Annotated in this window: 21 protein-coding genes; 6 read left to right on the top strand and 15 right to left on the bottom strand. The window is 70.4% G+C overall.

Annotated features, from left to right (window positions below; genetic code table 11):
- Nucleotides 1-43 precede the first annotated feature (43 nt).
- Both ACIRJT_RS08470 and ACIRJT_RS08465 read right to left on the bottom strand, forming a co-directional pair.
- Nucleotides 44-1,027, bottom strand: a complete 984-nt coding sequence (locus tag ACIRJT_RS08470) for an ABC transporter ATP-binding protein (protein WP_403906577.1) — start codon at nucleotides 1,025-1,027, stop codon at nucleotides 44-46.
- A gap of 117 nt (nucleotides 1,028-1,144) precedes the next feature.
- The gene (locus ACIRJT_RS08465; protein ID WP_403906210.1) at nucleotides 1,145-2,410 is read right to left on the bottom strand and encodes an NYN domain-containing protein; all 1,266 of its coding nucleotides are present in this window, start codon (nucleotides 2,408-2,410) and stop codon (nucleotides 1,145-1,147) included.
- Between the two features lie 379 nt (nucleotides 2,411-2,789).
- Between ACIRJT_RS08465 and ACIRJT_RS08460 the strand changes: the two genes are divergently transcribed.
- Nucleotides 2,790-2,963 (top strand): hypothetical protein, encoded by a 174-nt coding sequence (locus ACIRJT_RS08460; RefSeq protein ID WP_403906208.1) that lies wholly within the window; start codon nucleotides 2,790-2,792, stop codon nucleotides 2,961-2,963.
- Between the two features lie 94 nt (nucleotides 2,964-3,057).
- Here ACIRJT_RS08460 and dnaE read toward each other — a convergent pair whose 3' ends face one another.
- The gene (gene dnaE, locus ACIRJT_RS08455; protein WP_403906207.1) at nucleotides 3,058-6,594 is read right to left on the bottom strand and encodes a DNA polymerase III subunit alpha; all 3,537 of its coding nucleotides are present in this window, start codon (nucleotides 6,592-6,594) and stop codon (nucleotides 3,058-3,060) included.
- 214 nt (nucleotides 6,595-6,808) lie between these two features.
- Here dnaE and ACIRJT_RS08450 point away from each other — a divergent pair, with 214 nt between their 5' ends.
- The 3 genes from ACIRJT_RS08450 to ACIRJT_RS08440 all read left to right on the top strand — a co-directional run bounded on the left by ACIRJT_RS08450 (nucleotide 6,809) and on the right by ACIRJT_RS08440 (nucleotide 9,828).
- Complete coding sequence (locus tag ACIRJT_RS08450) at nucleotides 6,809-8,134, top strand: DUF2252 domain-containing protein (RefSeq protein WP_403906205.1); 1,326 nt, start codon at nucleotides 6,809-6,811, stop codon at nucleotides 8,132-8,134.
- A gap of 84 nt (nucleotides 8,135-8,218) precedes the next feature.
- The gene (locus ACIRJT_RS08445) at nucleotides 8,219-8,947 is read left to right on the top strand and encodes a hypothetical protein (RefSeq protein ID WP_403906202.1); all 729 of its coding nucleotides are present in this window, start codon (nucleotides 8,219-8,221) and stop codon (nucleotides 8,945-8,947) included.
- A gap of 65 nt (nucleotides 8,948-9,012) precedes the next feature.
- Nucleotides 9,013-9,828: a DsbA family protein gene (locus tag ACIRJT_RS08440; protein WP_403906199.1), complete on the top strand. Its 816-nt coding sequence runs from the start codon at nucleotides 9,013-9,015 to the stop codon at nucleotides 9,826-9,828.
- Between the two features lie 73 nt (nucleotides 9,829-9,901).
- On the opposite strand, the gene ACIRJT_RS08435 is transcribed toward ACIRJT_RS08440, so the two are convergent.
- Complete coding sequence (locus ACIRJT_RS08435) at nucleotides 9,902-10,480, bottom strand: dienelactone hydrolase family protein (protein WP_371622939.1); 579 nt, start codon at nucleotides 10,478-10,480, stop codon at nucleotides 9,902-9,904.
- 49 nt (nucleotides 10,481-10,529) lie between these two features.
- Between ACIRJT_RS08435 and ACIRJT_RS08430 the strand changes: the two genes are divergently transcribed.
- On the top strand, nucleotides 10,530-11,678 hold the full coding sequence (locus ACIRJT_RS08430; RefSeq protein WP_403906196.1) for a mechanosensitive ion channel family protein: 1,149 nt from the start codon (nucleotides 10,530-10,532) through the stop codon (nucleotides 11,676-11,678).
- Between the two features lie 18 nt (nucleotides 11,679-11,696).
- Here the strand turns inward: ACIRJT_RS08430 and ACIRJT_RS08425 are convergent, their stop codons facing one another.
- From ACIRJT_RS08425 to ACIRJT_RS08405, 5 genes are all read right to left on the bottom strand, one after another.
- Nucleotides 11,697-13,283, bottom strand: a complete 1,587-nt coding sequence (locus ACIRJT_RS08425; protein WP_403906194.1) for a Na+/H+ antiporter — start codon at nucleotides 13,281-13,283, stop codon at nucleotides 11,697-11,699.
- A gap of 109 nt (nucleotides 13,284-13,392) precedes the next feature.
- Nucleotides 13,393-13,878 carry a GNAT family N-acetyltransferase gene (locus ACIRJT_RS08420; RefSeq protein ID WP_403906191.1) on the bottom strand — a complete coding sequence of 162 codons (486 nt, stop codon included), beginning with the start codon at nucleotides 13,876-13,878 and terminating at the stop codon, nucleotides 13,393-13,395.
- Complete coding sequence (locus ACIRJT_RS08415; protein WP_003969718.1) at nucleotides 13,875-14,816, bottom strand: RluA family pseudouridine synthase; 942 nt, start codon at nucleotides 14,814-14,816, stop codon at nucleotides 13,875-13,877. The genes ACIRJT_RS08420 and ACIRJT_RS08415 overlap by 4 nt, the downstream gene beginning before the upstream one ends.
- A 43-nt stretch (nucleotides 14,817-14,859) precedes the next feature.
- A complete protein-coding gene (gene lspA, locus ACIRJT_RS08410) occupies nucleotides 14,860-15,450 on the bottom strand; it encodes a signal peptidase II (RefSeq protein ID WP_403906188.1) in 591 nt (196 codons plus the stop codon).
- Nucleotides 15,451-15,508: 58 nt separating this feature from the next.
- Nucleotides 15,509-16,315 carry a TraR/DksA family transcriptional regulator gene (locus ACIRJT_RS08405; RefSeq protein ID WP_403906185.1) on the bottom strand — a complete coding sequence of 269 codons (807 nt, stop codon included), beginning with the start codon at nucleotides 16,313-16,315 and terminating at the stop codon, nucleotides 15,509-15,511.
- Nucleotides 16,316-16,876: 561 nt separating this feature from the next.
- Here ACIRJT_RS08405 and ileS point away from each other — a divergent pair.
- Nucleotides 16,877-20,020, top strand: a complete 3,144-nt coding sequence (gene ileS / locus ACIRJT_RS08400) for an isoleucine--tRNA ligase (RefSeq protein WP_403906183.1) — start codon at nucleotides 16,877-16,879, stop codon at nucleotides 20,018-20,020.
- Between the two features lie 277 nt (nucleotides 20,021-20,297).
- Here ileS and ACIRJT_RS08395 read toward each other — a convergent pair whose 3' ends face one another.
- The 6 genes from ACIRJT_RS08395 to ftsZ form a co-directional block, all read right to left on the bottom strand.
- Nucleotides 20,298-21,455 (bottom strand): DivIVA domain-containing protein, encoded by a 1,158-nt coding sequence (locus tag ACIRJT_RS08395; protein ID WP_403906180.1) that lies wholly within the window; start codon nucleotides 21,453-21,455, stop codon nucleotides 20,298-20,300.
- Nucleotides 21,456-21,504: 49 nt separating this feature from the next.
- Complete coding sequence (locus ACIRJT_RS08390; protein ID WP_006123846.1) at nucleotides 21,505-21,789, bottom strand: YggT family protein; 285 nt, start codon at nucleotides 21,787-21,789, stop codon at nucleotides 21,505-21,507.
- A gap of 91 nt (nucleotides 21,790-21,880) precedes the next feature.
- Entirely contained in the window at nucleotides 21,881-22,516 is a 636-nt protein-coding gene (locus ACIRJT_RS08385) for a cell division protein SepF (protein WP_403906179.1), read from the bottom strand.
- Between the two features lie 125 nt (nucleotides 22,517-22,641).
- Nucleotides 22,642-23,361, bottom strand: a complete 720-nt coding sequence (locus ACIRJT_RS08380) for a YggS family pyridoxal phosphate-dependent enzyme (RefSeq protein WP_403906176.1) — start codon at nucleotides 23,359-23,361, stop codon at nucleotides 22,642-22,644.
- A gap of 6 nt (nucleotides 23,362-23,367) precedes the next feature.
- The gene (pgeF, locus tag ACIRJT_RS08375; protein ID WP_403906174.1) at nucleotides 23,368-24,108 is read right to left on the bottom strand and encodes a peptidoglycan editing factor PgeF; all 741 of its coding nucleotides are present in this window, start codon (nucleotides 24,106-24,108) and stop codon (nucleotides 23,368-23,370) included.
- Nucleotides 24,105-25,328, bottom strand: coding sequence for a cell division protein FtsZ (ftsZ, locus tag ACIRJT_RS08370; RefSeq protein WP_403906171.1), 1,224 nt, complete (start codon nucleotides 25,326-25,328; stop codon nucleotides 24,105-24,107). Before ftsZ ends, pgeF begins: the two co-directional genes overlap by 4 nt.
- Between the last annotated feature and the right edge of the window lie 134 nt (nucleotides 25,329-25,462).

The following is a 25,462-nucleotide window of genomic DNA, read 5'->3' as shown; positions in this document are numbered from 1 at the left end:
CCCGCGTTCACCGCGTTCACGCTCCCCACGCCTCTCCAGTCCCTCACGCCTTCACCAGCCCCTTGGTCGCATTGGCCGCGTCTCCCCCGAGCGCGAGATAGACATCCTCCAGGCTGGGCGTGGCCAGGGTGAAATCGTCGAGCGCGGCGAAGGCCGCTCCGCCGGTCACCGCGGCGACCGCGGCCCGTGCCTCGTCCGGCCCCAGACGCAGCACCCAGCGCCGCCCGGACTCCTGGGCGGAGGGCCGCAGGGCTGCCACCTCGGGGACGTCCAGCGGGGCCCGTTCGCGCCACACCAGCTCGACGCGCACCTCCCCGGCGACCTGTTCCTTGAGCCCGGCGGGGGTGTCGCAGGCGATGACCCGGCCGCGTTCGAGGACGGCGACCCGGTCGAGGACGGTCTCGGCCTCGATCACGTTGTGGGTGACCAGCAGGACCGTGGCCCCGCGCTCCGCCCGGCGGCGGTCGACGGCTGCCCAGACGGCGCGGCGGGCGACCGGGTCCATCCCGGTGGTCGGTTCGTCGAGGACGAGGACGGGCCGGTCGCCGACCAGGGTGGCGGCGAAGCAGGCAAGCCGTCGCTGACCGCCGGAGAGCTTCTTCAGCGGCCGCCCGGCGATCGCGGTGAGGCCCAGCTCCTCCAGGACCGCGTCGCGCTCGGCGCGCGCGTCCCGGACGGTGAGACCGCGCAGCCGTCCGGTGGTCTCGGCGGCGAGCGAGACGGTCAGTTCGTCGAGGGCGGTGGATTCCTGCCCGAGGTAGCCGATCAGCCGGGAGGCCCGCTCGGGGTGGCGTACGAGGTCGTGACCCAGCACCTCGACGCTGCCGGAGTCGGGCCGCATCAGCCCGGTGAGCTGACGGACCAGTGTGGACTTGCCGGCGCCGTTGGGGCCGAGCAGTCCGAAGATCTCACCGCGTTCCACGTCCAGACTGATGCTGTCCGTGGCGCGGACCTCGGGCGTCGCGGGGGCGCCCCGGCGGCCCCGGACGGCGGGATAGGTCTTGACCAGATCACGCACCGCGCACACGGTGCCGGTGTCCCTCTGCGCCTGTGCTGTGCCCGTACTCACGAGGTACGAGGGTACGGGGTCACATGCCCCGGTTCGCGTCCGGGGCCACCCCGCGTCGTCGGGCGGCGCGGCCGGCTACTCCCCCGCCGGTACGTGCTCGGCGGCGGCCCGCACGTCGATCTCCCGCCAGAAGCCGGCCCGGATCGCGTAGCGGTCGTGCTCGTCGATCTGGTCGTCCTTGTGGGCGAGGAGGCCGAAACGGGCCGCGTACCGCAGCAGTTCGCCGTCGATCCGGTGCGGGATGCGCGGGTACATGGTGGAGAGTTTCTGCAGGTGGACGGTTTCCGGCAGGCGCTCCATCCAGCGGCGGGCGAAGACCTGGCCGACCTCGAAGGGGTCGCCGCCGACGGTGGTGATGTCCTCCTCCCGGTCCGCCCAGCGCTGTTCGGCGCTGGTGACCTGGGCGAGGGTCGGCAGCGACGCGGTCTCCGCCGGCTCACCGAGGGGCCCGCCACGCTCCACCCAGCCCCTGTCGGAGGACCAGCGCAGGGTGGCGTTCGCGGGCTGGGGCGGGTGCTGGCGGTCCGGGTGGGTGGCGTGGGCGCGCAGCGCGGCCAGGTCCTTGGGGGTGGGGACGCCCTTGTGGCCGGGGGCGGGCTGGGTGTCGGACGAGGGGGCGGCGGCGTCCTCGGCGGCGGCGGCGGCGCCGTCCCGGGCCGCCGCGGCCTGGGCCTCGGAGGCGCGTTCGGCGGAGGCGGCGAGGGCGGCCTCCGGCAGCGGTGCGGAGAGGATCGCGGCGATCTCGGGGCGCGGGACGGGCGGCGGGGCGCAGGTGCCGCCGAGGTCCTTGGCGCGTACGGCCTTGGTGATCCAGGCCCGGTCGAGGACCCGCCGTTCGTCGGCCTCGGCGACCAGGTCCTCGGACTGGTTGTAGTCGCCGTCGGCGGCCTGCACGGCCCAGAGGTGGACGGCGACCCCGTGTTCCTTGGCGGACATCAGGCCGGGCAGCAGATCGCCGTCACCGGTCACCAGGACCACGTCCGAGCAGGCCCGGTTCCTGGCCAGCTCGGTCAACTCGGCGTGCATGGCGGCGTCGACGCCCTTCTGCGCCCAGCGCCCGTCACTGCGGGTCAGGGCGCCGAGCCGGACGGTCACACGGGGCATCACGCGGAGGCGGCGGTGCTCGGGCTGGGGCACCCGGTCGGGGGCGCCGTCGAACCAGTAGATGCGCAGCAGGGGCTGTTGGGTGTCGGCCTCGGCGCGTTCGCGCAGCCCCTGGATGAGGGCCGCGTGGTCGACGGTGATGCGGGAACGGGCGGGCTCTCCGGCCAGCAGACTCGCGGCTGCGCCCAGCAAGTAGCCGGCGTCCACCAGGACGACGCAACGGTCCACGCGTTCCACCCTCTTCCGAATTCGGGAACGGTTCAGCGGCCCGCTCCTCGATAACCGGGTCCGCTTACCCAGGGTTTCCTTCGAGTCTGCCCGACCGCACAGGGGTTAACGGCCGGAACTGGATCATCGGCGTGGCGGATCGGGAAAGGAAGAGCAAAGGACAGGAGGAAGGGAGGGAGCGAGGACGGGAGAAGGCACGGGAGAAAGGGCGGGAAAAGGAAGACGGAAGGAGGCCAGAGGACGGGAGAGGCCGGGCGGGGACCGCGGAACGGGGCCTCGCCGCGGAAACCACTACGGACGGTAATGATCCAACATGCGGCGTTTGCGGCGCTATGTGAATCTGACAACGGTCCTGGCCCCCCAGGATTCCCCACAGGAGGCATTCACCATGGCCAAGAACAAGAACCGCAAGCAGGGCAGCCAGCACGACCGCGCGTCCGCGTCGGAGCGTGGCGCGGAGGAGGCCAAGTCGACGGCGTACGAGTCGCAGAACCAGCCGCAGGCGCAGGGCAGCCCGTCCGACGTGGCGCGCAAGCATCAGCGACGTTTCGGCCACAACTGACCCGTCGGCCGCTCGCGGTGCGGAGACTGCCGTTGAGGACAGCGAGAGGGGCGTCCCGCCGATGCGGGGCGCCCCTCTCGCTGTCGACGCGCGCTCAGCCGGCCAGGCAGGCCGGGCCGAGCAGCACCTTCAGGTCGCCGAAGAGGGCCGAGTCGGCCTTGACGCGGTGCCGGTCGAGCCGGAGCACCGTGGTCTTGCGGGGGCCCTGGAGCTTGATGCGCACCTCGGTGTCGCCCCGGTGGTGGCTGAGCACCTCGCCGAGCCGGGTGACCATGGGCGGGGTGATCTTCACGGTGGGGATGGTGAGGACGACGGGCGCGTTGGTCCCGGCGTTGGAGATGTCGGGGACCTGCATCTCCATGGCGACCAGCCGGGGCACGTCCTCGCGCTTGTCGAGCCGTCCCTTGACGAAGACGACGGTGTCCTCGACGAGCTGGGTGGAGACCAGCTGGTAGGTGGCGGGGAAGAACATGCACTCGATGGAGCCCGCCAGGTCCTCCACGGTGGCGATGGCCCAGGCGTTGCCCTGTTTGGTCATCTTGCGCTGGAGGCCGGAGATGATGCCGCCGACGGTGACGATGGCGCCGTCGCCGTAGTCCCCGCTCATGAGCTGGGAGATCGAGGAGTCGGCCTTGTCGGACAGCACGTGCTCCAGGCCGAACAGCGGGTGGTCGGAGACGTACAGGCCGAGCATCTCCCGCTCCTGGGCGAGCAGGTAGGCCTTCTCCCACTCGATGTCGGAGAACTCCACGTCGAGCCCGAATCCCGGCTCGCCGCTCTCCTCCTCGCCGCCTCCGAAGAGGTCGAACTGCCCCTCGGCCTCCTTGCGCTTGACCTGCACCACGTTGTCGATCATCGGTTCGTGGTGGGCGACGAGGCCCTTGCGGGTGTGGCCCATCTCGTCGAACGCGCCGGCCTTGATGAGCGATTCCACGGTGCGCTTGTTGCAGACGACCGCCTCGACCTTGTCCAGGAAGTCGGGGAAGGTGCTGTACTTCCCCTTCGCCTTGCGGGACCGGATGATCGAGTCGACGACGTTCTGGCCGACGTTGCGGATGGCGGTCAGGCCGAAGAGGATCACGTCGTCGCCCTGGGCGGCGAAGTTGGACAGCGACTCGTTGACGTTGGGCGGGAGCACCTTGATGCCCATGCGGCGGCACTCGTTGAGGTAGACCGCGGACTTGTCCTTGTCGTCCTTGACCGAGGTCAGCAGGGCGGCCATGTACTCGGCGGGGTAGTTCGCCTTGAGGTATCCGGTCCAGTAGGTGACCAGCCCGTACGCGGAGGAGTGCGCCTTGTTGAAGGCGTACCCGGCGAACGGGACCAGCACGTCCCACAGCGCCTTGATCGCGGCGTCGGAGAAGCCGTTCTTCTTGGCGCCGGCCTCGAAGAGGACGAAGTTCTTCGCCAGCTCCTCGGGCTTCTTCTTGCCCATCACGCGGCGCAGGATGTCGGCCTCGCCCAGCGAGTACCCGGCGACGATCTGGGCGGCCTTCTGGACCTGCTCCTGGTAGACGATCAGGCCGTAGGTGAGGCCGAGGACCTCCTTGAGGGGCTCTTCCAGCTCCGGGTGGATCGGAGTGATCTCCTGGCGGCCGTTCTTGCGCTCCGCGTAGTTCGTGTGCGAGTTCATGCCCATCGGGCCCGGCCGGTAGAGGGCCGAGACGGCGGAGATGTCCTCGAAGTTGTCGGGCTGCATCTGGCGCAGCAGGGAACGCATCGGTCCGCCGTCGAACTGGAAGACTCCGAGCGTGTCGCCGCGGCAGAGCAGTTCATACGTCTTGGGGTCGTCCAGCGGGAGGGAGAGCATCTCCAGGTCGACGCCCTTGTTGGACTTCACCATCTTGATGGCGTCGTCCATGATCGTCAGGTTGCGCAGGCCGAGGAAGTCCATCTTCAGCAGGCCGAGCGACTCGCACTGCGGGTAGTCCCACTGCGTGATGGTGACGCCGTCGGTGTGCCGCGTCCAGAGCGGCGCGTGGTCGACGATCGGCTCGCTGGACATGATGACGCCGGCGGCGTGCACGCCCATCTGCCGGACCAGGCCCTCGACGCCCTTGGCGGTGTCGATGACCTTCTTGACGTCCGGTTCGCTCTCGTACATCCCCCGGATCTCGCCCGCCTCGCTGTAGCGCGGGTGCTTGGGGTCGGTGATGCCGTTGAGGTCGATGCCCTTGCCGAGGACGTCGGCGGGCATGGCCTTGGTGAGCCGGTCGCCCATCGCGTACGGGTAGCCCAGCACGCGGGCGGAGTCCTTGATGGCGTTCTTGGCCTTGATCTTGCCGTAGGTGCCGATCATGGCGACCTTGTCGGCGCCGTACTTCTCGGTCACGTACCGGATCACCTCGACGCGCCGGCGCTCGTCGAAGTCGATGTCGACGTCGGGCATGGAGACGCGCTCGGGGTTGAGGAACCGCTCGAAGATCAGCCCGTGCTCGATCGGGTCGAGGTCGGTGATGCCCATCGCGTACGAGACGATCGAACCGGCGGCGGAGCCACGGCCGGGGCCCACCGCGATGCCGTTGTTCTTGGCCCACATGATGAAGTCGGCGACGACCAGGAAGTACCCCGGGAACCCCATCTGGATGATGATGTCCATCTCGTACTCGACCTGCTTCTGACGGTCGTCGGGGACGCCGTTCGGGAAGCGGCGGCCCATGCCGACCCGGACCTCCTCCTGGAACCAGGTGATCTCCGTGAAGCCGTCCGGGATCTCGAACTTCGGCATGAGGTTCTTCGCCTCGAACATGCCGGCGGTGTCGATCTGCTGGGCGACCAGGAGGGTGTTGGCGCAGCCCTGCTGCCAGGCGTCGGAGGAGTCGACGGCGTACATCTCGTCCGTCGTCTTGAGGTAGTAGCCCGTGCCGTCGAAGCGGAAGCGATCGGGGTCCGAGAGGTTCTTGCCGGTCTGGATGCAGAGCAGGGCGTCGTGGGCGGTGGCCTCGTTGGCGTACGTGTAGTGGGAGTCGTTCGTCACGAGCGGCGGGATGTCGAGCTTCTTGCCGATCTCCAGCAGCCCGTCACGGACCCGGCGCTCGATCTCGATGCCGTGGTCCATCAGCTCCAGGAAGTACTTGTCCGCCCCGAAGATGTCCTTGTAGTCGGAGGCCGCCTGGACGGCCTCGTCGAACTGGCCGAGCCGCAGCCGGGTCTGCACCTCGCCGGAGGGGCAGCCGGTGGAGGCGATGAGGCCGTCGGACCACTGGGAGATGGTCTCCTTGTCCATCCGGGGCCACTTCTGGAGCCAGCCCTCGGCGTACGCGTCGGAGGAGAGCCGGAAGAGGTTGTGCAGCCCGGTCTTGTTGGAGGCCCAGATCGTCTTGTGGGTGTAACCACCGGATCCGGACACATCGTCGCGCTTCTGGTGCGGCTGTCCCCACTGCACCTTGCGCTTGTGTTTGCGCGACTCCGGGGCGACATACGCCTCGATGCCGATGATCGGCGTGACGCCCGCCTTCGTCGCCGAGTGGAAGAAGTCGTAGGCCCCGTGGAGGTTGCCGTGGTCGGTCATCGCGATGTGCGACATGCCCATCTCGTTGCAGGCCTCGAACATGTCCTTGAGCCGCGCCGCACCGTCCAGCAGCGAGTACTGGGTGTGAACGTGCAGGTGCGTGAAGGGCGGCTTGGTCACGGCGTCGGGCCTCCGGGAAGTCGGGCGATGACGGACGGGGGGACAGCGTGGAAGTCTACGACGTGACGGAGTCGAACGACGGGCACTCCCGGCTTCCGCCGAGCGTTGGAGAAGGCGGGACACCTGTCCGTTTTGTCATGCACTCAGTCAGGACCCGACCGGGCGGACCAGCGGTCCGGCCGGACACGCCAGCTACAGCAGGAGGCAGCAAGAAATGTCGGAAACGCAGACCGGCGCAGCGCGGCGCGGGGAGCAGATTCTCGCCGTTTTCGACACCGCCTTCGGGGAGCTGCTGGCCGCCGATCCGGCCGCTTTCCGGGTCAAGTTCCGCAAGATGGCGGGCTCGGCCTTCGCCTTCTACCGGGGCACGGCCTGCCTGTTCTACGGCGACCTGGAGCGGGAGCGGCACGGCGGCCCGTTCCTGGACGAGCGCACCGGCCGGGTGTGGATCCACGGTGATCTCCACGCGGAGAACTTCGGCACCTACATGGACGCCAACGGCCGCCTCGTCTTCAACGTCAACGACTTCGACGAGGCCTATGTGGGCCCCTTCACCTGGGACCTGAAGCGCTTCGCCGCCTCCGTGGCGCTGATCGGCTACGCGAAGGCGCTGGCCGACGAGCAGATCAGCGAGCTGGTGACGATCTTCGCCGACTCCTACCGCGAGCGGATCCGCGCGCTGGCGGCGGGCGCGAAGAACGACGAGGTGCCCCCGTTCACGCTGGACACCGCGGACGGCCCGCTGCTGGGCGCGCTGCGCGCCGCCCGGTCGCGCACGCGCTTCTCGCTGCTGGACTCGATGACGGTGATCCGGGACTTCGAGCGCCGGTTCGCGGACGGCGGCGGGTCGATCGACCTGGACGCCGCGACGCGCTACAAGGTGCTGGCCGCGTTCGACGGCTATCTGGAGACGCTGCCGGAGTCGAGCCTGACCCGTCCCGACTCCTACCGGGTCAAGGACGTGGTGGGCCGCCGGGGCATCGGCATAGGGTCCGCCGGGCTGCCCTCGTACAACATCCTGCTGGAGGGCAACAGCGACGCCCTGGAGAACGATGTGGTGATCTACCTCAAGCAGGCGCAGACCCCGGCGGTCTCCCGGCACATCTCGGACGCCGCCGTGCGGGAGTACTTCCAGCACGAGGGGCACCGCACGGTGATCTCGCAGCGCGCGCTCCAGGCGCACGCGGACCCGTGGCTGGGCTGGACCGAGCTGGACGGCTCGGGTCAGCTGGTCGCCGAGGTCTCGCCGTACGCGGTCGACCTGGACTGGTCCGACATCGACGAGGTGGACGAGATCGCGGCGGTCGTCGCGGATCTGGGCCGGGCGACGGCCACGATGCACGCGGCCGCCGACGACGAGAGCGGGCACTCGCTGGTGCCGTTCTCCACCGAGCGGGCGATCGACGCGGCCATCGCGGCCGACGAGGAGAGCTTCGCGCCCATGCTGGTCGACTTCGCCCACAGCTACGGGGCGAGAGCCCGCGCGGACCACCAGATCTTCGTGGACCTCTTCCGCAACGGCCGGATCCCGGGCCTGTAGGGCTCCGGAGTCCCCGGAGGGCACCGGGGACTCTCAGCCTCTTTTAAGGTCCGCTTACCTCGGCGCATGACACACTTTCCGGCGATGGACATTTCAGGGACGCAGCTCAGGGTCGCGCGCGCGGCGGTCTTCACCGCGCTCGTCGTCACCCTGTCCACGGCGTCCCATGTGCTGCTCTCCCGGGTCCCGCTGCCGCTGACCGCGGTCGTGCTGCTCGCCGCCGCGGTCTTCGCGGTGGCGTACGCGCTGGCCGGCCGGGAGCGCGGCTTCGGGGCGATCGCGGGCCTGCTGGTCCCGTTGGAGCTGGCCGCCGACACGCTCTTCACCACGGGCCAGCACCTCTGTTACGGGGCGGCCGGCGGTCCGGTCGCCGGCACGCTGCGCGCGGTGGGCTTCGACGTCCTGTGCGGCGGCGGCGAGGTCGGCGCGGGCGGGGCCCGGATCGCGGGCGTCGGCGCGGTGGGCACCCCGCTGGCCGAGGTGGCCGGTGCGGGCGACCGTGCGGCGGCGCTGCTGGCGCAGCCGGGACCGGCCGTGCCCTGGCTCCTGCTCGTCGCCCATGTGGCGGTCGGGCTGCTCGCCGCGGCCTGGCTGCGGCGCGGCGAGGCGGCCCTGGCCGGGCTGCTGCGCGCGGCGGCCCTGCTGGCGTTCCGGCCGCTGCTGGTCGCGGTCGCCGTGGTGCGCGCGGGCGTCCGGGCCGCGGTCCGCCGCTCCCGGCCCGCCGGGCGTCCGCACCCGCCGCTCACCGCCCGCTTCCTCGTGCACTCTGTGGGCCGCAGGGGCCCGCCGCTCGTGACGTACGCCGCTGCCTGAGGGCACGGCGACGCGACGACGGCAGGACCGCCCACTCCCCACACACGTACCCACGGAGAATGACCATGAGCAAGCGCAACACCCAGACGAACAAGGCGGCGGCCCGCGAGCGGCTGCGCGCCGAGCGCGAGGCACAGGCGAAGAAGGACAAGACGCGCAAGCAGCTCGTCGTGGCGGTCTCGGTCGTCGCGGCCCTCGCCGTGGTCGGCGGCATCAGCTACGGCGTGATGCAGCTGAACAAGCCGGACGCCTGGGAGGCGGCCTCGGACGCGAAGAACGTCACCGCGCCGAAGAACACCTCGGGCGACGACGGCACCACCGTGGTGATCGGCGAGTCGAGCGCGAAGAAGACCCTGGAGCTGTACGAGGACTCGCGCTGCCCGGTCTGCGCCACGTTCGAGCAGGGCGTCGGCGAGACCGTCTCGAAGGACGTCGAGGCCGGCAAGTACAAGGTCAAGTACGTCGGCGCGACCTTCATCGACAACACCGACAACGGCGAGGGCTCCAAGAACGCCCTGAGCGCGCTCGGCGCGGCGCTGGACGTGAGCCCCGAGGCGTTCATGGAGTACAAGGCCGCGCTGTACTCCGCGAAGTTCCACCCCGAGGAGAGCGACGACAAGTTCGCCAAGGACAGCTATCTCATCGAGGTCGCGGACTCGGTCGACGCGCTGAAGGGGAACAAGGACTTCCAGAAGGACGTCGAGGACGGCACGTACGACGCCTGGGCCATGAAGATGTCCACGTCGTTCGACAAGAGCGGTGTGCAGGGCACGCCGACGTTGAAGATGGACGACGAGAAGATCACGGCCGAGGGCAGCGAGAACGCCCCGATGACGGCCGACGAGTTCACGAAGGCGATCGACAAGGCGCTCAAGGCGTAACGCCTCAGCCTTCCGTGACACCCGGCGCGTCCGGGCGGGCCGACCGTCCGGACGCGCCGGGTGTCGCGCGTTTCTACAGGGTCGCCAGGAAGCCGAGCGCGACCTTCCAGGTCTGCTCGGCGGCCGCCTGGTCGTAGTCGTGCAGATCGGGGTCGGTGAACAGGTGCCCGGCCCCGGGGTAGCGGTAGACCTCGACGTCCGCTCCGGTGCGCTGCATCTGGAGGTACCAGCTGTTCAGCCAGTCGTGGGACTCGAAGGGGTCCGGGTCCGCGACGTGCAGCTGCACGGGGAGCTCGTCCACCGAGGCGTTCTCGGCGATGTCCGAGGTGCCGTGGAACAGCAGCAGCCCGCGGGCCTTCGCGTCGCCGAGCGCCAGGGTCTGCGCGGTCGCCGCCCCGAGGGAGAAGCCGGCGTAGACGAGCCCCTGGTCGGAATAGGGCGCGGCGGCCAGCACGGCGCGCCTCAGCAGCTCCTCCTTGCCGACCTCTTCCTTGTGGGCCATGCCCTCTTCCACCGTGTCAAAGGTGTGCCCCTCGAACAGATCGGGCACGCGCACCTCGTGGCCGGCGTCCCTGAGGCGCGCGGCCGCGGCGTGCACGGCGGGCCTGAGCCCGTACGTCGAGTGGAAAAGCATGATGTTCATGAGGCCCATGGTGCCATTTGTGCCCTGCGGGCCGCCCTACAGCTTGGAGGACGAGGGAATGGAGAGCGTGCTGCGCCCGCTGATCGTCATCGGTGGTTCCGTGGTGATCACCCTGCTGGTCGGCTGGCTGGTCGACCGGCTGCTGCGGCGGGCCGACAGCCGTCACCACGAGACCCCGCTGTGGGGGTTGCTGCGGCGCTGCCGGCCTCCGCTCCAGGTGGTGCTCATCACGGCGCTGCTGCGCAGCAGCTACCGCCAGATGGGCATCGACTGGATCCGTGATCACCGGGCCGGGATCGGCCAGGTGCTGACCCTGGTGCTGATCGGCGCGTCCGCCTGGCTGGTGGTGCGGATCGCGGTGACGGTCGTGGAGGCCAGTTACGCCCGGTACGCGACGGCCGGCCGCGACCCGGCCCGGGTCCGCCGGGTCCGTACGCAGGTCACGCTGATCCAGCGGGTGGTCATCGCGGTGGTGGCGGTGGTCGCCATCGCGGCGATGCTGCTGACGTTCCCGCCGATGCGGGCGGTCGGCACGTCGATGCTCGCCTCGGCCGGTCTGCTCGGCATCGTCGCGGGTGTCGCCGCCCAGTCGACGCTCGGCAATCTCTTCGCCGGATTCCAGATCGCGTTCGGCGACATGGTGCGGCTCGGCGACACCGTGGTGGTGGACGGCGAGTGGGGGACGATCGACGAGATCACCCTGACGTTCCTGGCGGTACGGACCTGGGACGAGCGGCGGATCACGATGCCGGTCTCCTACTTCACCAGCCAGCCGTTCGAGAACTGGTCGCGCGGCGGGGTGCAGATGACGGGCACGGTCTTCTTCCATCTCGACCACTCCGCTCCGGTCGCCGCGATGCGGGAGAAGCTGCGGGAGCTCCTCGGGGACATCGCCACCTGGGACGGCCGGGACTGGTCGCTGGCCGTCACGGACACGACACCGTCCACGATCCAGGTGCGGGCGGTGGTCACGGCGAAGGACGCGGACGACATCTGGACGGTGCGCTGCGCGGTGCGTGAGCAGCTGATCGGCTGGCTGCGCGACCACCACCCGTACGCGCTGCCGCGGATCGCCACCGGCCCCGCCGTCCTGCCGCCGGGCGAGCAGTGGGCGGAGCTGACGGGCGCCGGGCCCCGGGCGGTCCTGGACAAGGCGGCGCCCGCCGACGGGGACGGCTCCAAGGCCCCGCGCACGGGCCGCGGCTGAGACTGCCCGCGAGGGTCCTCAGCGCAGCGAACGGAAGTCCAGATACCGCAGCACCCGGTCCACGACCTCCGGGTCGGAGCCGGGCTCGCTGCGCGCGGAGAGCACCTCGTGGCGGGCGGCCGACATCATCTCGCGCTGGACACGGCTGATCGCCTTGAAGCGCTCCGCGCGCTGGGCGTAGGCCTCGCGCCGCTCCTCGTCGACCATGTCCGGGCTGATCCGGGCGCCGATGTCGTACGCGGCGCGCTGGAGCCGCTCCATGACCTCCTCGGGGAGCTCCTCGACCTCCTGGATCTCCTTGAGGCGGTACTTGGCGGCCTTGGCGGCCCGGACGGCGAGGTCCCGCTCCAGTGCCTCTTCGGCCACGGTGTCGGCCCGGACCCTCAGCTTGCGCACCAGCCAGGGCAGGGTGAGTCCCTGGAAGACCAAGGTGGCCATGATGACGGCGAACGCGATGAAGATGATCTCGTCACGGCCGGGGAAGGGCCGCCCGTCGTCGGTCTCCAGCGGGATCGCCAGCGCCAGGGCGACGGAGGCCACCCCGCGCATCCCGGCCCACCACATCACGACGGTCTCCCGCCAGCTGGTGGGGATCTCCTCGCTGACGTCGCGGCGGGTGTGGAGCCGCTTGGCCAGCCAGGTCGCCGGCAGCAGGTACAGCAGCCGTACGCCGACGACGACGGCGACGATCGCGAGCCCCCAGCCGACCATCTCCAGGGCGTGCCCGTCGGCGGTGCCGAAGACGCTGTGCAGCTCCAGACCGATCAGCCCGAAGGCCACGCCGGTGACCAGGGTGTCGACGATGTCCCAGAACGTCCGTCCGGTGAGCCGGCCCAGCACGTCGTCGGCGTCGGCGGTGTGCTCGGCGAGGAACAGCGCGACCGTCAGGACGGCCAGCACGCCGGAGCCCATCAGCTCCTCCGCGAGGACGTAGGCGACGAACGGCACCAGCAGGGTCAGCCCGACCTGGAGGGTGGCGTCGCCCAGCAGGTTCATCAGCTTGATGGTGAGCCAGCCGAGCGCGAGGCCGACGGCGAGGGCGACGACGGCGGAGAGGAGCAGCAGCCCGAAGGCCTCGGGGAGCGAGAAGGTGCCGCTGACGGCGGCGGCGATGGCCACATGGTAGAGCACGATGGCGGTCACGTCGTTGAAGAGCCCCTCGCCCTCCAGGATCGACACCAGTCGGCGCGGCAGTCCCACGGAGCCCGCCACGGCCGTCGCCGCGACCGGGTCGGGCGGGGCGACGAGCGCGCCGAGGGCGACGGCGGCGGCGATGGGCAGCCCCGGCACGATCGAGCTCGCGACCGCGGCGACGGCGGCCGTGGTGACGAAGACGAGGGCCACGGCCAGCAGGAAGATCGGGCGTCTGTTGGCGGCGAACTGCCGCCAGGAAGTGCGCTGCACGGTGGCGTAGAGCAGCGGCGGGAGCAGTGCGGGGAGGATGATCTCCGGCGGGATGTCCACGTTCGGCACGAACGGCATGAACGCCATCGCGATGCCGACGAGGGTCATCAGCACCGGCGCCGGCAGCCCCAGCCGGTCACCGAGCGGCACCGTGACCACGGCTCCGAGCAGCAGCAGGAGCAGGAGGGACATCTGTTCCACGAGGCGCCTTCCGGAGCATGCGGTTCCGGCACACCACAAGCGGCCGAACAGGGCTCCCACCCTGCCACGCGAGGCGCGCGATTCGGCCGATACCCCCCGCTACCGGCACTCAGGCCGGGTGGATCTCCCGCCGCATGGCCCGGTGCGGCATGCCCGCGTCGGGGAATTCGGGGCCGTACGCGACATATCCGAGCCGCTCGTAGAAGCCGAGGGCGTGCGTCTGGGCGTGCAGGTCGACGGCGGTCAGGCCCAGCGCCCGCGCCTCGTCCTCGATGGCCCGCACCAGGGCCGCGCCGACCCCGAGGCCACGCGCCTCCCGGCTCACGGCGAGCCGGCCCAGCGAGCCGACGGCCGGGTCGTCGCCGGTCTTCCCGGCCGCGTCCGCGCCGTGCAGCAGTCGGCCCGTGCCGAGCGCGGCGCCGTCCGCCGCGACGGCCAGGACGTGCACCGCGGTCGCGTCGTGGGCGTCGTACTCCAGCTCCTCGGGCACGTCCTGCTCGCCGACGAAGACCTCCTTGCGCACCTGGAAGCAGGCTTGGAGGTCGCTCTCCTCGACGGCCCTGCGGGTGCTGTACGGGGAGGGGGCGGAGGTCACTGACTCTCCGCGGAGATGGTGTCGAGGGCGTGCTGGAGGTCGGCCGGGTAGGTGCTGGAGAACTCCACCCAGCTGCCGTCGCTCGGGTGCTCGAAGCCCAGGCGCACGGCGTGCAGCCACTGGCGGGTCAGCCCGAGGCGCTTGGCCAGGGTCGGGTCCGCGCCGTAGGTGAGGTCGCCGACGCAGGGGTGGCGGTGGGCGGACATGTGGACCCGGATCTGGTGGGTGCGGCCGGTCTCCAGCTTGATGTCGAGGAGGCTGGCGGCGCGGTAGGCCTCGATCAGGTCGTAGTGGGTCACCGACGGCTTGCCCTCGGCGGTGACCGCCCACTTGTAGTCGTGGTTGGGGTGGCGCCCGATGGGGGCGTCGATGGTGCCGCTCATCGGGTCCGGGTGGCCCTGGACGAGCGCGTGGTACTTCTTGTCGACGACCCGGTCGCGGAACTGGGCCTTGAGCAGGGTGTAGGCGCGCTCGGACTTGGCGACGACCATGAGGCCGGAGGTGCCGACGTCGAGGCGGTGGACGATGCCCTGGCGCTCGGCGGCGCCGGACGTCGAGATCCGGTAGCCGGCGGCGGCGAGGCCGCCGATGACGGTGGTGCCGGTCCAGCCGGGGCTGGGGTGGGCGGCGACGCCGACCGGCTTCATGATGACGACGATGTCGTCGTCGTCATGGACGATCTCCATGCCCTCGACGGGCTCGGCGACGATCTGGACGGGGGCGGGCGCCCCCGGCATCTCCACTTCCAGCCAGGCGCCCCCGTGGACCCGCTCGGACTTCCCGGCCACCGAACCGTCCACCTGGACCTTCCCGGCTGCGGCCAGCTCGGCGGCCTTGGTGCGGGAGAAACCGAACATGCGGGAGATGGCGGCGTCGACGCGCTCGCCTTCCAGGCCGTCCGGTACGGGCAGGGTGCGGATCTCGGGGTGCGTACTCACCTGTCGAGTATGCCTTGCGCCCGCAGGTCCCCGCGCCGGGCGGTCAGTCCTTGTGGACGGTCCCGTCGGGGTCCAGGCCCTTGAAGGAGAGGATCACGATGAGGATGCCGCCGCAGACGATGGCGGAGTCGGCGAGGTTGAAGACGGCGAAGTGCTTGGGGGCGATGAAGTCCACCACCGCGCCCTCGAACGCGCCGGGCGCCCGGAAGAGCCGGTCGGTGAGGTTGCCGAGCGCACCGCCCAGGAGGAGGCCCAGGGCGATGGCCCACGGCAGGCTGTAGAGCTTGCGGGCCAGCCGGATGATCACCACGATCACTCCGGAGGCGATGATGGTGAAGATCACCGTGAACGCCTCGCCGATCCCGAACGCGGCGCCCGCGTTCCGGAGCGCCCGGAACTGGAGCCAGTCGCCGATGATGTCGATCGGCGGCTGGTGCTCCAGCTTCGCGACCACGATCATCTTGGTGCTCAGATCCAGCAGATAGGCCACGACGGCCACGCTCAGGAGAATGAGGATCTTCCGCTTGCCCCGGCCCGTGTTCACGGCCGCGTCGGCGGCCGTGCTGCCGCCTTCGTCCGTGCCTTCGGCCTCGGGATCGTCCGGCGTACCGATGATGCGCTCCGCCTCTGCCACGTGAGTCCCTCAACCTAGGTGCCTGCCTGAGGATGAGGGTACGACACACCTGTGCGGATCAGCCGCGCCGCTCCTGTTTCTGCTTGTCCTCGACGCACAGGGTGGCCCGGGGGAAGGCCTGCATCCGCGCCTTGCCGATCGGTTTGCCGCAGACCTCGCAGAGCCCGTACGTCCCCGCCTCCAGCCGGGCGAGCGCCCGCTCGGTCTGCTCCAGCATCTCCTGGGCGTTGGCGGCGAGCGACAGCTCGTGCTCGCGGGTGATGTTCTTGGTGCCGGTGTCCGCCTCGTCGTCGCCCGCGCCGTCGCCGGAGTCCCGCATCAGCCCGGCGAGCGCCGCGCCGGAGGTCTCCAGCTCGCTGCGGAGCCGCAGCGTCTCGCTCGTCAGCAGGGTGCGCGCCTCGGTGACCTCCTCGGGCGTCCAGGGGTCCTCCCCGGGCCGGACGGCCAGCTCGTCGGGGGCGGCGGCGCGGGCCGGCGGCACGGGGGCCGTGGCCTGTGCGCCTGCTGCGTGACGACTCGCGCTCTTCTTGGCTACCACCGTGTGGGCTCCCGTCTGCTCGGCGGCCCGGGCCGCCTCCGTGGCCGCCACCGCGGCCTCTTTCGACGCCTTCTCGGCCGTGCTCTTCCTGGCGGTGCTCTTCTCGGCGGCGGGCTTCTCGCCGGCCGCCGTCTTCTTCGCCGCGGTCTTCTTCGCCACGGTCTTCTTCCCAGCCGTCTTCTTCGCAGCCGTCCTCTTGACCGACGCCTTCTTGGAAGCGGCCTTCTTCTCCGCGCTCTTCGCGGGCGCGGCCTCCTGGCCGACCGGTGGCTCGTGGGTGCCGTCGTGCTCGGCCGCGGTCTCTTCCGCCGTCTTCTTCGCCACCATGGCCGCGGCCCCTTCACATATTGTGATCTTGCTCGCGAATCGTGCTGGGACGATAAATCGACTCCAGCCCCGCGGCAACGGGGCACGCCGCCTTCGCGCCCTCCCCGTGTCCGGTCGTGGCGTGCCTGCCTCCGTTGTTCCCAGCTCCCCGCCCGGTAATCCGGCCCTCGGGCCGCGCCGGGAAGTCCTTGTACCCCGTCCCGCCACTCGGGTCACGCCCGTGCGCCGCCGATAACCGGTCGGCCGTTGGCCGTACGGGCCCGTACACTGGGCCCGGCGAGAGGCTTGGATGGGACGAGTAGCGCCGTACGCAGCCAGTAGCGACCCGGGGACGGTGGGAGCCCGGGGGCGAGCGCGTCGTGAAGATCACCCCGGAGCCGCCGGAAGAACGCTTTGCCCGATGGGCCCGCCCACCGACGCAAGGCCACTAGACCCGGCATCGCGACCCCAATGAGGGGGCCACGGGCCTGTGCCCGGGGCCAAGGAGGGTGGTACCGCGGGAGCAGAGACGCTCTCGTCCCTCCGACGGAAGTGGAAGACGTCCGCCGGAGGAAGCCGCACATGACATCGCCGCAGTACCGCCAGGTACCCGCCCAGGTCGACCTGCCCGCGCTCGAACACGCCGTGCTCGACTTCTGGCGCGAGAGCAAGGTCTTCGCCAAGAGCCTCGAACGGTCCGAGGGCCGCCCCGAGTGGGTCTTCTACGAGGGCCCGCCCACCGCCAACGGCATGCCGGGCGCCCACCACATCGAGGCCCGCGTCTTCAAGGACGTCTTCCCCCGCTTCCGCACCATGCAGGGCTATCACGTCGGCCGCAAGGCCGGCTGGGACTGCCACGGCCTGCCGGTCGAGCTCGCGGTCGAGAAGGAGCTGGGCTTCAACGGCAAGAAGGACATCGAGGCGTTCGGCATCGCCGAGTTCAACGCCAAGTGCCGCGAGTCGGTGACCCGGCACACCGACGCCTTCGCCGAGCTGACGACCCGCATGGGGTACTGGGTCGACCTGGACGACGCGTACCGCACGATGGACCCGGAGTACGTGGACTCCGTGTGGTGGTCGCTCAAGGAGATCTTCAACAAGGATCTGCTGGTCCAGGACCACCGCGTCGCCCCCTGGTGCCCGCGTTGCGGCACCGGCCTGTCCGACCACGAGCTGGCCCAGGGTTACGAGACGGTCGTCGACCCCTCGGTCTTCGTCCGCTTCCCGCTCACCTCCGGCCCGCTGGCCGGCGAGGCGGCCCTCCTGGTCTGGACGACCACCCCCTGGACGCTGGTCTCCAACACGGCGGTCGCCGCCCACCCCGAGGTCCGCTACGTCGTGGCGACCAACGGCGAGGAGAAGCTCGTCGTCGCCGAGCCGCTCCTGGAGAAGGCCCTCGGCGAGGGCTGGGAGGCCACCGACCGGTCGTTCACGGGCGCCGAGATGGAGCGCTGGACCTACGAGCGCCCGTTCGCCCTGGTGGACTTCCCGGCCGAGGCGCACTACGTCGTGAACGCCGACTACGTGACGACCGAGGACGGTACGGGCCTGGTCCACCAGTCCCCCGCGTTCGGTGCCGACGACCTCGTGGTCTGCCGTGCGTACGGCCTGCCGGTGGTCAACCCGGTACGCCCGGACGGCACGTTCGAGGAAGACCTCCCCCTGGTCGGCGGCGTCTTCTTCAAGAAGGCCGACGAGGCGCTCACCGCGGACCTGGACGCGCGCGGCAAGCTCTTCCGCCATGTCCCGTACGAGCACAGCTACCCGCACTGCTGGCGCTGCCACACGGCGCTGCTCTACTACGCGCAGCCGTCCTGGTACGTCAGGACGACGGCGATCAAGGACCGGCTCCTCGAGGAGAACGAGAAGACCAACTGGTACCCGGACTCGGTCAAGAACGGCCGCTTCGGCGACTGGCTGAACAACAACGTCGACTGGGCGCTCTCCCGCAACCGCTACTGGGGCACGCCGCTGCCGATCTGGCGCTGCGAGGACAACCACCTCACCTGCGTGGGCTCACGCGCCGAACTGACGGAGCTCACGGGCACCGACCAATCAGCCCTTGACCCGCACCGCCCGTTCATCGACGAGATCACCTTCACCTGCTCGCACGAGAACTGCCGGCTGGAGGCGTACCGCGTCCCGGAGGTCATCGACGCCTGGTACGACTCGGGTTCGATGCCGTTCGCGCAGTGGGGCTACCCGTACAAGAACAAGGAAGTCTTCGAGAGCCGCTACCCGGCGCAGTTCATCTCGGAGGCCATCGACCAGACCCGCGGCTGGTTCTACACGCTGATGGCGGTCGGCACCCTGGTCTTCGACAAGTCGAGTTACGAGAACGTCGTCTGCCTGGGCCACATCCTCGCCGAGGACGGCCGCAAGATGTCCAAGCACCTGGGGAACATCCTCCAGCCGATCCCGCTGATGGACCAGCACGGGGCCGACGCGGTGCGGTGGTTCATGGCGGCGGGCGGTTCCCCGTGGGCGGCACGGCGCGTGGGCCACGGCACGATCCAGGAGGTCGTCCGCAAGACCCTCCTCACCTACTGGAACACGGTCGCCTTCCAGGCCCTGTACGCGCGCACGTCGGGCTGGGCCCCCTCGGCGGCCGACCCGGCCCCGGCGGACCGCACGGTCCTGGACCGCTGGCTGCTCAGCGAACTGAACGCGCTGGTCGACCAGATGACCGTCGCGATGGAGGGGTACGACACCCAGCGCGCCGGCAAGCTGCTCTCGGCGTTCGTGGACGACCTCTCCAACTGGTACGTGCGCCGCTCGCGCCGCCGCTTCTGGCAGGGCGACAAGGCGGCGCTGCGCACGCTGCACGAGGTCGTCGAGACGGTGACCCGGCTGATGGCCCCGCTGACCCCGTTCATCACGGAGCGGGTCTGGCAGGACCTGGTGGCACCGGTCACTCCCGACGCCCCGGAGTCGGTCCACCTGTCCTCCTGGCCGAAGGCGGACCTGTCTTTGATCGACCCGACGCTCTCCACGCAGATGGCGCTGGTGCGCCGCCTGGTGGAGCTGGGCCGGGCCACACGCGCCGAGTCGGGCGTGAAGACCCGTCAGCCGCTGTCGCGCGCGCTGGTGGCGGCGACGGGCTTCACGGCCCTCTCCCCCGAACTGCGCGCGCAGATCACGGAGGAGCTGAACGTCACGTCGCTGGCCTCGCTCTCGGAGGTGGGCGGCTCCCTGGTCGACACGACGGCGAAGGCCAACTTCCGCGCCCTGGGCAAGCGGTTCGGCAAGGGCGTCCAGGCGGTGGCCAAGGCGGTGGCGAACGCGGACGCGGCCGCCCTGTCCCTGGCCCTGCGCGAGGGCACGGCCGCGGTGGAGGTCGACGGCGAGCGGATCACCCTCTCCCCCGACGAGGTCATCATCACGGAGACCCCGCGCGAGGGCTGGTCGGTCGCCTCGGACTCGGGCGCGACGGTCGCCCTGGACCTGGAGATCACCCCGGAACTGCGCCGCGCGGGCCTGGCCCGTGACGCGATCCGCCTGATCCAGGAGGCCCGCAAGAACAGCGGCCTGGACGTCGCGGACCGCATCGCCGTCCGCTGGACCTCGACGTCCCCGGCGACGGTGGAGGCGCTCACCGAGCACACCCCGCTGATCTCCGAGGAGGTGCTCGCCCTGGACTACGCGGAGGGCGAGGCGGACGAGACGTACGGCGAGGTGTTCGCGGACGAGGGCCTGGAGCTCACGTTCCGCCTGCGCAAGCGGTAGCGGTAGCCCGCAGGACCGGAAGGGCCCGCCGGATTCCGGCGGGCCCTTCCGCGTACCCCCTCCGGTGTCTCCAGCCCCTCCGGCGTCTGAGGAGCGGGGTCCGGGGCGGAGCCCCGGTTTCGGGAAGGGGCGGGTAGGGGAACAGCCCGCCGCAGGCGCCCCACCCGCACCCGGCAAGGGCACCCGGGGCCCACGCAAGAGGGCCGGGCCCCGGGGGAAACCCCGGGGCCCGGCCCTCTGCCTGCCGACGGCTACGCGCTCAGCGAGCGCGAACCGCTCAGTTGTCGTCCTCGTCGATCAGGAACCCGCGCATCGGCGAAGGCGCCTGCTGCATCGGCTGCGGCGCCTGCGGCCGCACCGGCGCCATCGGCTGCGTCATCGCGGGCGACATCTGCTGCTGGCCACCGTAGGACGGCGCGCCACCCATCGCGGACGGACCGCCACCCATCTGCTGGCCGCCGTGGCCACCGTGGTTGGAGCCGCCCATGGAGTGACCCATCGCACCCGCACCGGCCGGGGCCAGCGAGGGGGACGGCGGCAGCGAAGCGGCTGCCGGAGTCCGCGGCGGGGCGAGCGAGTCGTCCGCCTGGGTCTCCAGCTGACGCAGCTGGCTCTCCAGGTAGGACTTCAGCCGCGTGCGGTACTCGCGCTCGAAGCCGCGCAAGTCCTCGACCTTGCGCTCCAGCGTCGCGCGGGCCGACTCCAGCGAGCCCATCGCCACCCGGTGCTTCTCCTGCGCGTCCCGCTCCAGGGCGTCGGCCTTGGCACGCGCGTCGCGCTCCAGGCCCTCGGCACGGCTGCGCGCCTCGCCGACGATCTTGTTGGCCTCGGAACGGGCCTCCGCGATCGCCTGGTCGGCGGTCTGCTGTGCGAGCGAGAGGACGCGGGCGGCGCTGTCGCCGCCGGGGCCCTGCCCCTGCTGCTGCATCTGCGGCGGCTGCATCTGCTGCATCTGCTGCTGCTGGGGGTGCTGACCCATGGGGCCGCCCATCGGGCCACCCATGGGACCGCCCTGCATCGGGCCGGGGCCGTGCGGGCCCTGCGGACCGGGACCATGGCCGCCCTGGGGGCCGTGGCCACTGGGACCTGCGGGCAACTGCGGCGCGCCACCGGGCAGCTGGGGCGGACCCATCTGCGGGGGCTGCTGCTGCTGCGGCGGTCCTGATATGGCGGCGGGAACGGGAGCACCCGGCCGATCCTGCTGCTCCGGAGGCTTGCGCATACCCTGCTGCTGCTGTTGCTGCTGCTGGTTCTGCGCGGCGGCACGCGTCGCGGCGGCCAGCTTGGCGCGCAGGTCCTCGTTCTCACGGAGCAGACGGGTCAGCTCCGATTCGACCTCGTCGAGAAAGGCATCGACCTCGTCCTCGTCATAGCCTTCTCGGAGGCGGACGGTCGTGAACTGCTTGTTCCGCACGTCCTCGGGGGTCAACGGCATCTCTTCTTCACCTCTACGTAGTCGTCGGCAGTCGGCAAGACCGTATCGCTCACAACCTGACCACAACGCTGATCAGGATGTAGACGATGATCATCAGAACGAAGAAGGACAGGTCGAGTGCCACGCCCCCGAGACGCAGCGGCGGAATGAACCGCCGCAGAAGCTTGAGCGGTGGATCGGTGACAGTGTAGGTGGCCTCAAGTACGACCACCATCGCCTTGCCGGGTTGCCATGAACGTGCGAACTGGAAGACATAGTCCATGACCAGCCGGAAGATCAGCACGATGAGGAAACACATCAGCGCGATATAGACCACATCCAGTGCGACGCCCATGTCCCGCTGTTCCCTCTCCCCTGGCTCTCGTCAGCTCCGGCCTCGTGGCCGGCACCGGCCTCTCGGCCGGGTTGTTCCCGGTGTCGTGTTCTCAGCTCTGGTTGAAGAATCCGCCCTCTGCGATGCGGGCCTTGTCCTCCGCCGTGACATCGACGTTAGCAGGCGACAACAGGAACACCTTCTGCGTCACGCGTTCAATGCTGCCATGGAGACCGAAGACGAGCCCCGCGGCAAAGTCGACAAGTCGCTTCGCGTCCGTGTCGTCCATCTCCGTGAGATTCATGATCACCGGAGTGCCCTCACGGAAGTGTTCCCCGATGGTACGGGCCTCGTTGTAGGTCCTGGGGTGCAGCGTGGTGATGCGGTAGGGCTCCCGCTCGGACACGACCTTGGGCATGATCACCGGTGCGTTCTTCTCCATGTTCGGGCGTTCAGGTGTGATGGATGCCACGGGGGCGATTCGGGCGGGTCGCGCGCTTTCCGCGGGGAGCTGAACAGGCTCGCGCTGGGCGGGTGGTTGCACCACTCGTACCGGTTCATCCCTTTCGCGCTCACGATCGCGCTCGCGTTCCCGCTCCACCTGGTGCGGGGGCTGATGCCGCCGCCGGTCGCGTTCGGGCTCCGGCTCAGGTTCGAATTCGTCATCGGGGTCGAACCCCGGGCCGTCGTACCCATCGTCCTCCACGAGGCCGAGGTAGACCGCCATCTTGCGCATCGCGCCGGCCATGCTCCGAGTCCTCCGCTCTGTGGTGGATCGGCATTCGTCACCAAGTGCCCGCGATCCACTGTGGCCTGCCCGCTGTGAGCGGTAATGACCATATTTTCTGCTGTGGTCCGACTTGCTTCGCGACGTTACCCGAGCCGGGGTCGGACTCCGAGTACCGCCGTACCGACGCGTACATGTGTCGCTCCGGCCGCCACGGCGTCCTCCAGGTCCCCGCTCATACCTGCGGAGACCATGTTCGCAGCCGGATGACCGGCGCGCAGGCGGGATGAGATTTCCATCAGCCGGTCGAACGCGGCCCGTTGCCGGCCCGTGTACTCCCCGGCCAGCGGCGCCACGGTCATCAGTCCGTCGAGCCGGAGTCCGGGAGCCGCGCCGATCGCCGCCGCCAACTCCTCGACCCCCTCCGGGGCGACGCCGCCGCGCTCACCGCGCTCACCGCCCTCCGCGTCCAGGGCGACCTGGATCAGGCAGCCGAGTCCACGCTCCTCGCGCACCGCGGCGGCGGAGAGGGCGGTGACCAGTTTGGCGCGGTCCACCGACTGCACAACATCGGCATAACTGGTCACAGAACGAACCTTGTTCGTCTGCAGTTGTCCGACAAAGTGCCATGTGAGCGAAAGATCCGCACAAGCGGCGGCTTTGGGCGACGCGTCCTGGTCACGATTCTCCGCGACATGGCGCACACCGAGTTCATGCAGGATCCGCACATCGCTCGCGGGGTAGGTTTTGGTGACCACGATCAGGGTCACTTCCTCGCGCCCCCGACCGGCCGCGGCGCAGGAGGAGGCGATCCTTTCCTCCACCTGTGCCAGATTCGCGGCGAGTTCAGCCTTACGGTCCGTCATGCCCTATCAGTCCAACCAGACATATCCGGCGAGCCGCCCGGTGGTGCGGTCGCGGCGGTACGAGAAGTGGTCGCCCGATTCCAGGGTGCAGTAGGGCGAGGAGTGCCGGTCCGTCACACCGAGGGCGGCGAGCTGGGCATGGACTCCGCCGGTGACGTCGACCGCCGGGGTTCCCCAGCTGGTCTCGGACCAGGTGCCGGGGACGGCGTCGGAGACCTCGGCCCGCATCGCTTCCGGAACTTCGTAGCACCGTCCGCAGACGGCCGGTCCGGTGTGCGCGGTGATCCGGGAGGGGTGCGCCCCGAGCGCGACCATGGCCTCGACCGCCGCCGGAACGACTCCGGCGACCAGTCCCGGCCGCCCGGCGTGCGCCGCCCCGACGACCCCGGCGACCGGGTCGACGAGAAGAACGGGAGTGCAGTCGGCGGTGAGGACGGCGAGCGCGAGTCCACGACGGGCGGTCACCACCGCGTCCACGGCCGGAATCTCCGCGTCCGCACCCCAGGGTCCGTCCACCACCGCGACGTCCCGGCCGTGCACCTGGTTCATCCAGACGACGCCGGCCGGGTCGAGACCGAGGCGGCGGGCCGCACGCTCCCGGTTCGCGCCGACGGCGGCGGGGTCGTCGCCGACCGCGCCGCCGAGGTTGAGCTCACCGTACGGAGCGGCGCTCACTCCGCCCCACCGGTCGGTGAAGGCGAAATGAGCGCTGCCCGTGACGGGTGCCGCCGAGTGCTGGGCTATCACTTCAAGAAGTCCGGAACGTCCAGCTCTTCGGCCTGGGTGTCCTGGTAGGGACGGGCCGGCGGGACGTGCGGCGGCGAGACCGGCCCGTGCGCGCTCTCGCTCGAAGCCGACGCGGGGACGGGCTCGGCCGGTGCCGGGCTCTCCTCGCGCGCAGGCACGGACCCGAGTCCGCCCGTCGGACGCGTGGACTCGGCGGAGGACCTGGCCGGGGCGGCCGGCTCCTCGCGCTTGTTGCTGCTCGCACCGAGGACGTTCTCCCGGCGGGCCGGCGGCTGTCCGCCGTCGAAGCCCGCCGCGATCACGGTGACCCGCACCTCGTCGCCCAGGGCGTCGTCGATGACGGCGCCGAAGATGATGTTGGCCTCGGGGTGCGCCGCCTCACTCACCAGCTGGGCGGCCTCGTTGATCTCGAAGAGACCGAGGTCGCTGCCGCCGGAGATGGAGAGGAGGACACCGCGGGCGCCGTCGATGGAGGCTTCCAGGAGGGGCGAGGAGATCGCCATCTCCGCCGCCGCCACCGCGCGGTCGTCGCCGCGCGCCGAGCCGATGCCCATGAGCGCCGATCCGGCCTCGGACATGACCGACTTGACGTCGGCGAAGTCGAGGTTGATCAGACCCGGGGTGGTGATGAGGTCGGTGATGCCCTGGACACCCGAGAGCAGCACCTGGTCGGCCGACTTGAACGCGTCGAGCACGCTGACCTGGCGGTCCGAGATGGACAGCAGTCGGTCGTTGGGAATGACGATGAGGGTGTCGACCTCTTCGCGGAGTTCGGCGATGCCGTCCTCCGCCTGGTTCGCGCGTCGCCGGCCCTCGAAGGTGAACGGGCGGGTGACCACGCCGATCGTCAGGGCGCCGAGCGAGCGTGCGATGTTGGCGACGACGGGTGCGCCGCCGGTGCCGGTGCCGCCGCCTTCTCCGGCGGTGACGAAGACCATGTCGGCCCCCTTGAGGACCTCCTCGATCTCCTCACGGTGGTCCTCTGCCGCCTTACGACCGACGGCCGGGTTCGCCCCGGCGCCGAGGCCCCGGGTGAGTTCGCGGCCGACGTCGAGCTTGACGTCGGCGTCGCTCATCAACAGGGCTTGTGCGTCCGTGTTGATCGCGATGAACTCGACGCCCTTGAGGCCGACCTCGATCATTCGGTTGATGGCATTGACACCACCGCCGCCGACACCGATGACCTTGATGACTGCGAGGTAGTTCTGCGGTGCTGCCACGTCGAAGGCCTCTCGCCTCGAGTTACGTGTCGTCGCTCTGCGGTAGCCCCGCGGCGACGACTGATGTCGATGGGGACGGTCCGAACGCCGACCCAAACCCTAACGTTCAAGTTTAGGGTTACCAGTGTGTCTGC

This window comes from Streptomyces sp. NPDC102283, assembly GCF_044766265.1.
GTDB lineage: Bacteria > Actinomycetota > Actinomycetes > Streptomycetales > Streptomycetaceae > Streptomyces.
Note: the sequence above shows the minus strand (reverse complement) of the source record. Positions and strands in the feature narration are given on the sequence as shown.

Bases quoted from the DNA above. Each gene is read 5' to 3' on its own strand.
- ACIRJT_RS08460 (WP_403906208.1), top strand. From the start codon at position 2,790: ATGGCCAAGAACAAGAACCGCAAGCAGGGCAGCCAGCACGACCGCGCG.
- ACIRJT_RS08450 (WP_403906205.1), top strand. From the start codon at position 6,809: ATGTCGGAAACGCAGACCGGCGCAGCGCGGCGCGGGGAGCAGATTCTC.
- ACIRJT_RS08445 (WP_403906202.1), top strand. From the start codon at position 8,219: ATGGACATTTCAGGGACGCAGCTCAGGGTCGCGCGCGCGGCGGTCTTC.
- ACIRJT_RS08440 (WP_403906199.1), top strand. From the start codon at position 9,013: ATGAGCAAGCGCAACACCCAGACGAACAAGGCGGCGGCCCGCGAGCGG.
- ACIRJT_RS08435 (WP_371622939.1), bottom strand. From the start codon at position 10,480: ATGGGCCTCATGAACATCATGCTTTTCCACTCGACGTACGGGCTCAGG.
- ACIRJT_RS08430 (WP_403906196.1), top strand. From the start codon at position 10,530: ATGGAGAGCGTGCTGCGCCCGCTGATCGTCATCGGTGGTTCCGTGGTG.
- ACIRJT_RS08405 (WP_403906185.1), bottom strand. From the start codon at position 16,315: ATGGTGGCGAAGAAGACGGCGGAAGAGACCGCGGCCGAGCACGACGGC.
- ileS (WP_403906183.1), top strand. From the start codon at position 16,877: ATGACATCGCCGCAGTACCGCCAGGTACCCGCCCAGGTCGACCTGCCC.
- ACIRJT_RS08395 (WP_403906180.1), bottom strand. From the start codon at position 21,455: ATGCCGTTGACCCCCGAGGACGTGCGGAACAAGCAGTTCACGACCGTC.
- ACIRJT_RS08390 (WP_006123846.1), bottom strand. From the start codon at position 21,789: ATGGGCGTCGCACTGGATGTGGTCTATATCGCGCTGATGTGTTTCCTC.
- ACIRJT_RS08385 (WP_403906179.1), bottom strand. From the start codon at position 22,516: ATGGCCGGCGCGATGCGCAAGATGGCGGTCTACCTCGGCCTCGTGGAG.
- ACIRJT_RS08380 (WP_403906176.1), bottom strand. From the start codon at position 23,361: ATGACGGACCGTAAGGCTGAACTCGCCGCGAATCTGGCACAGGTGGAG.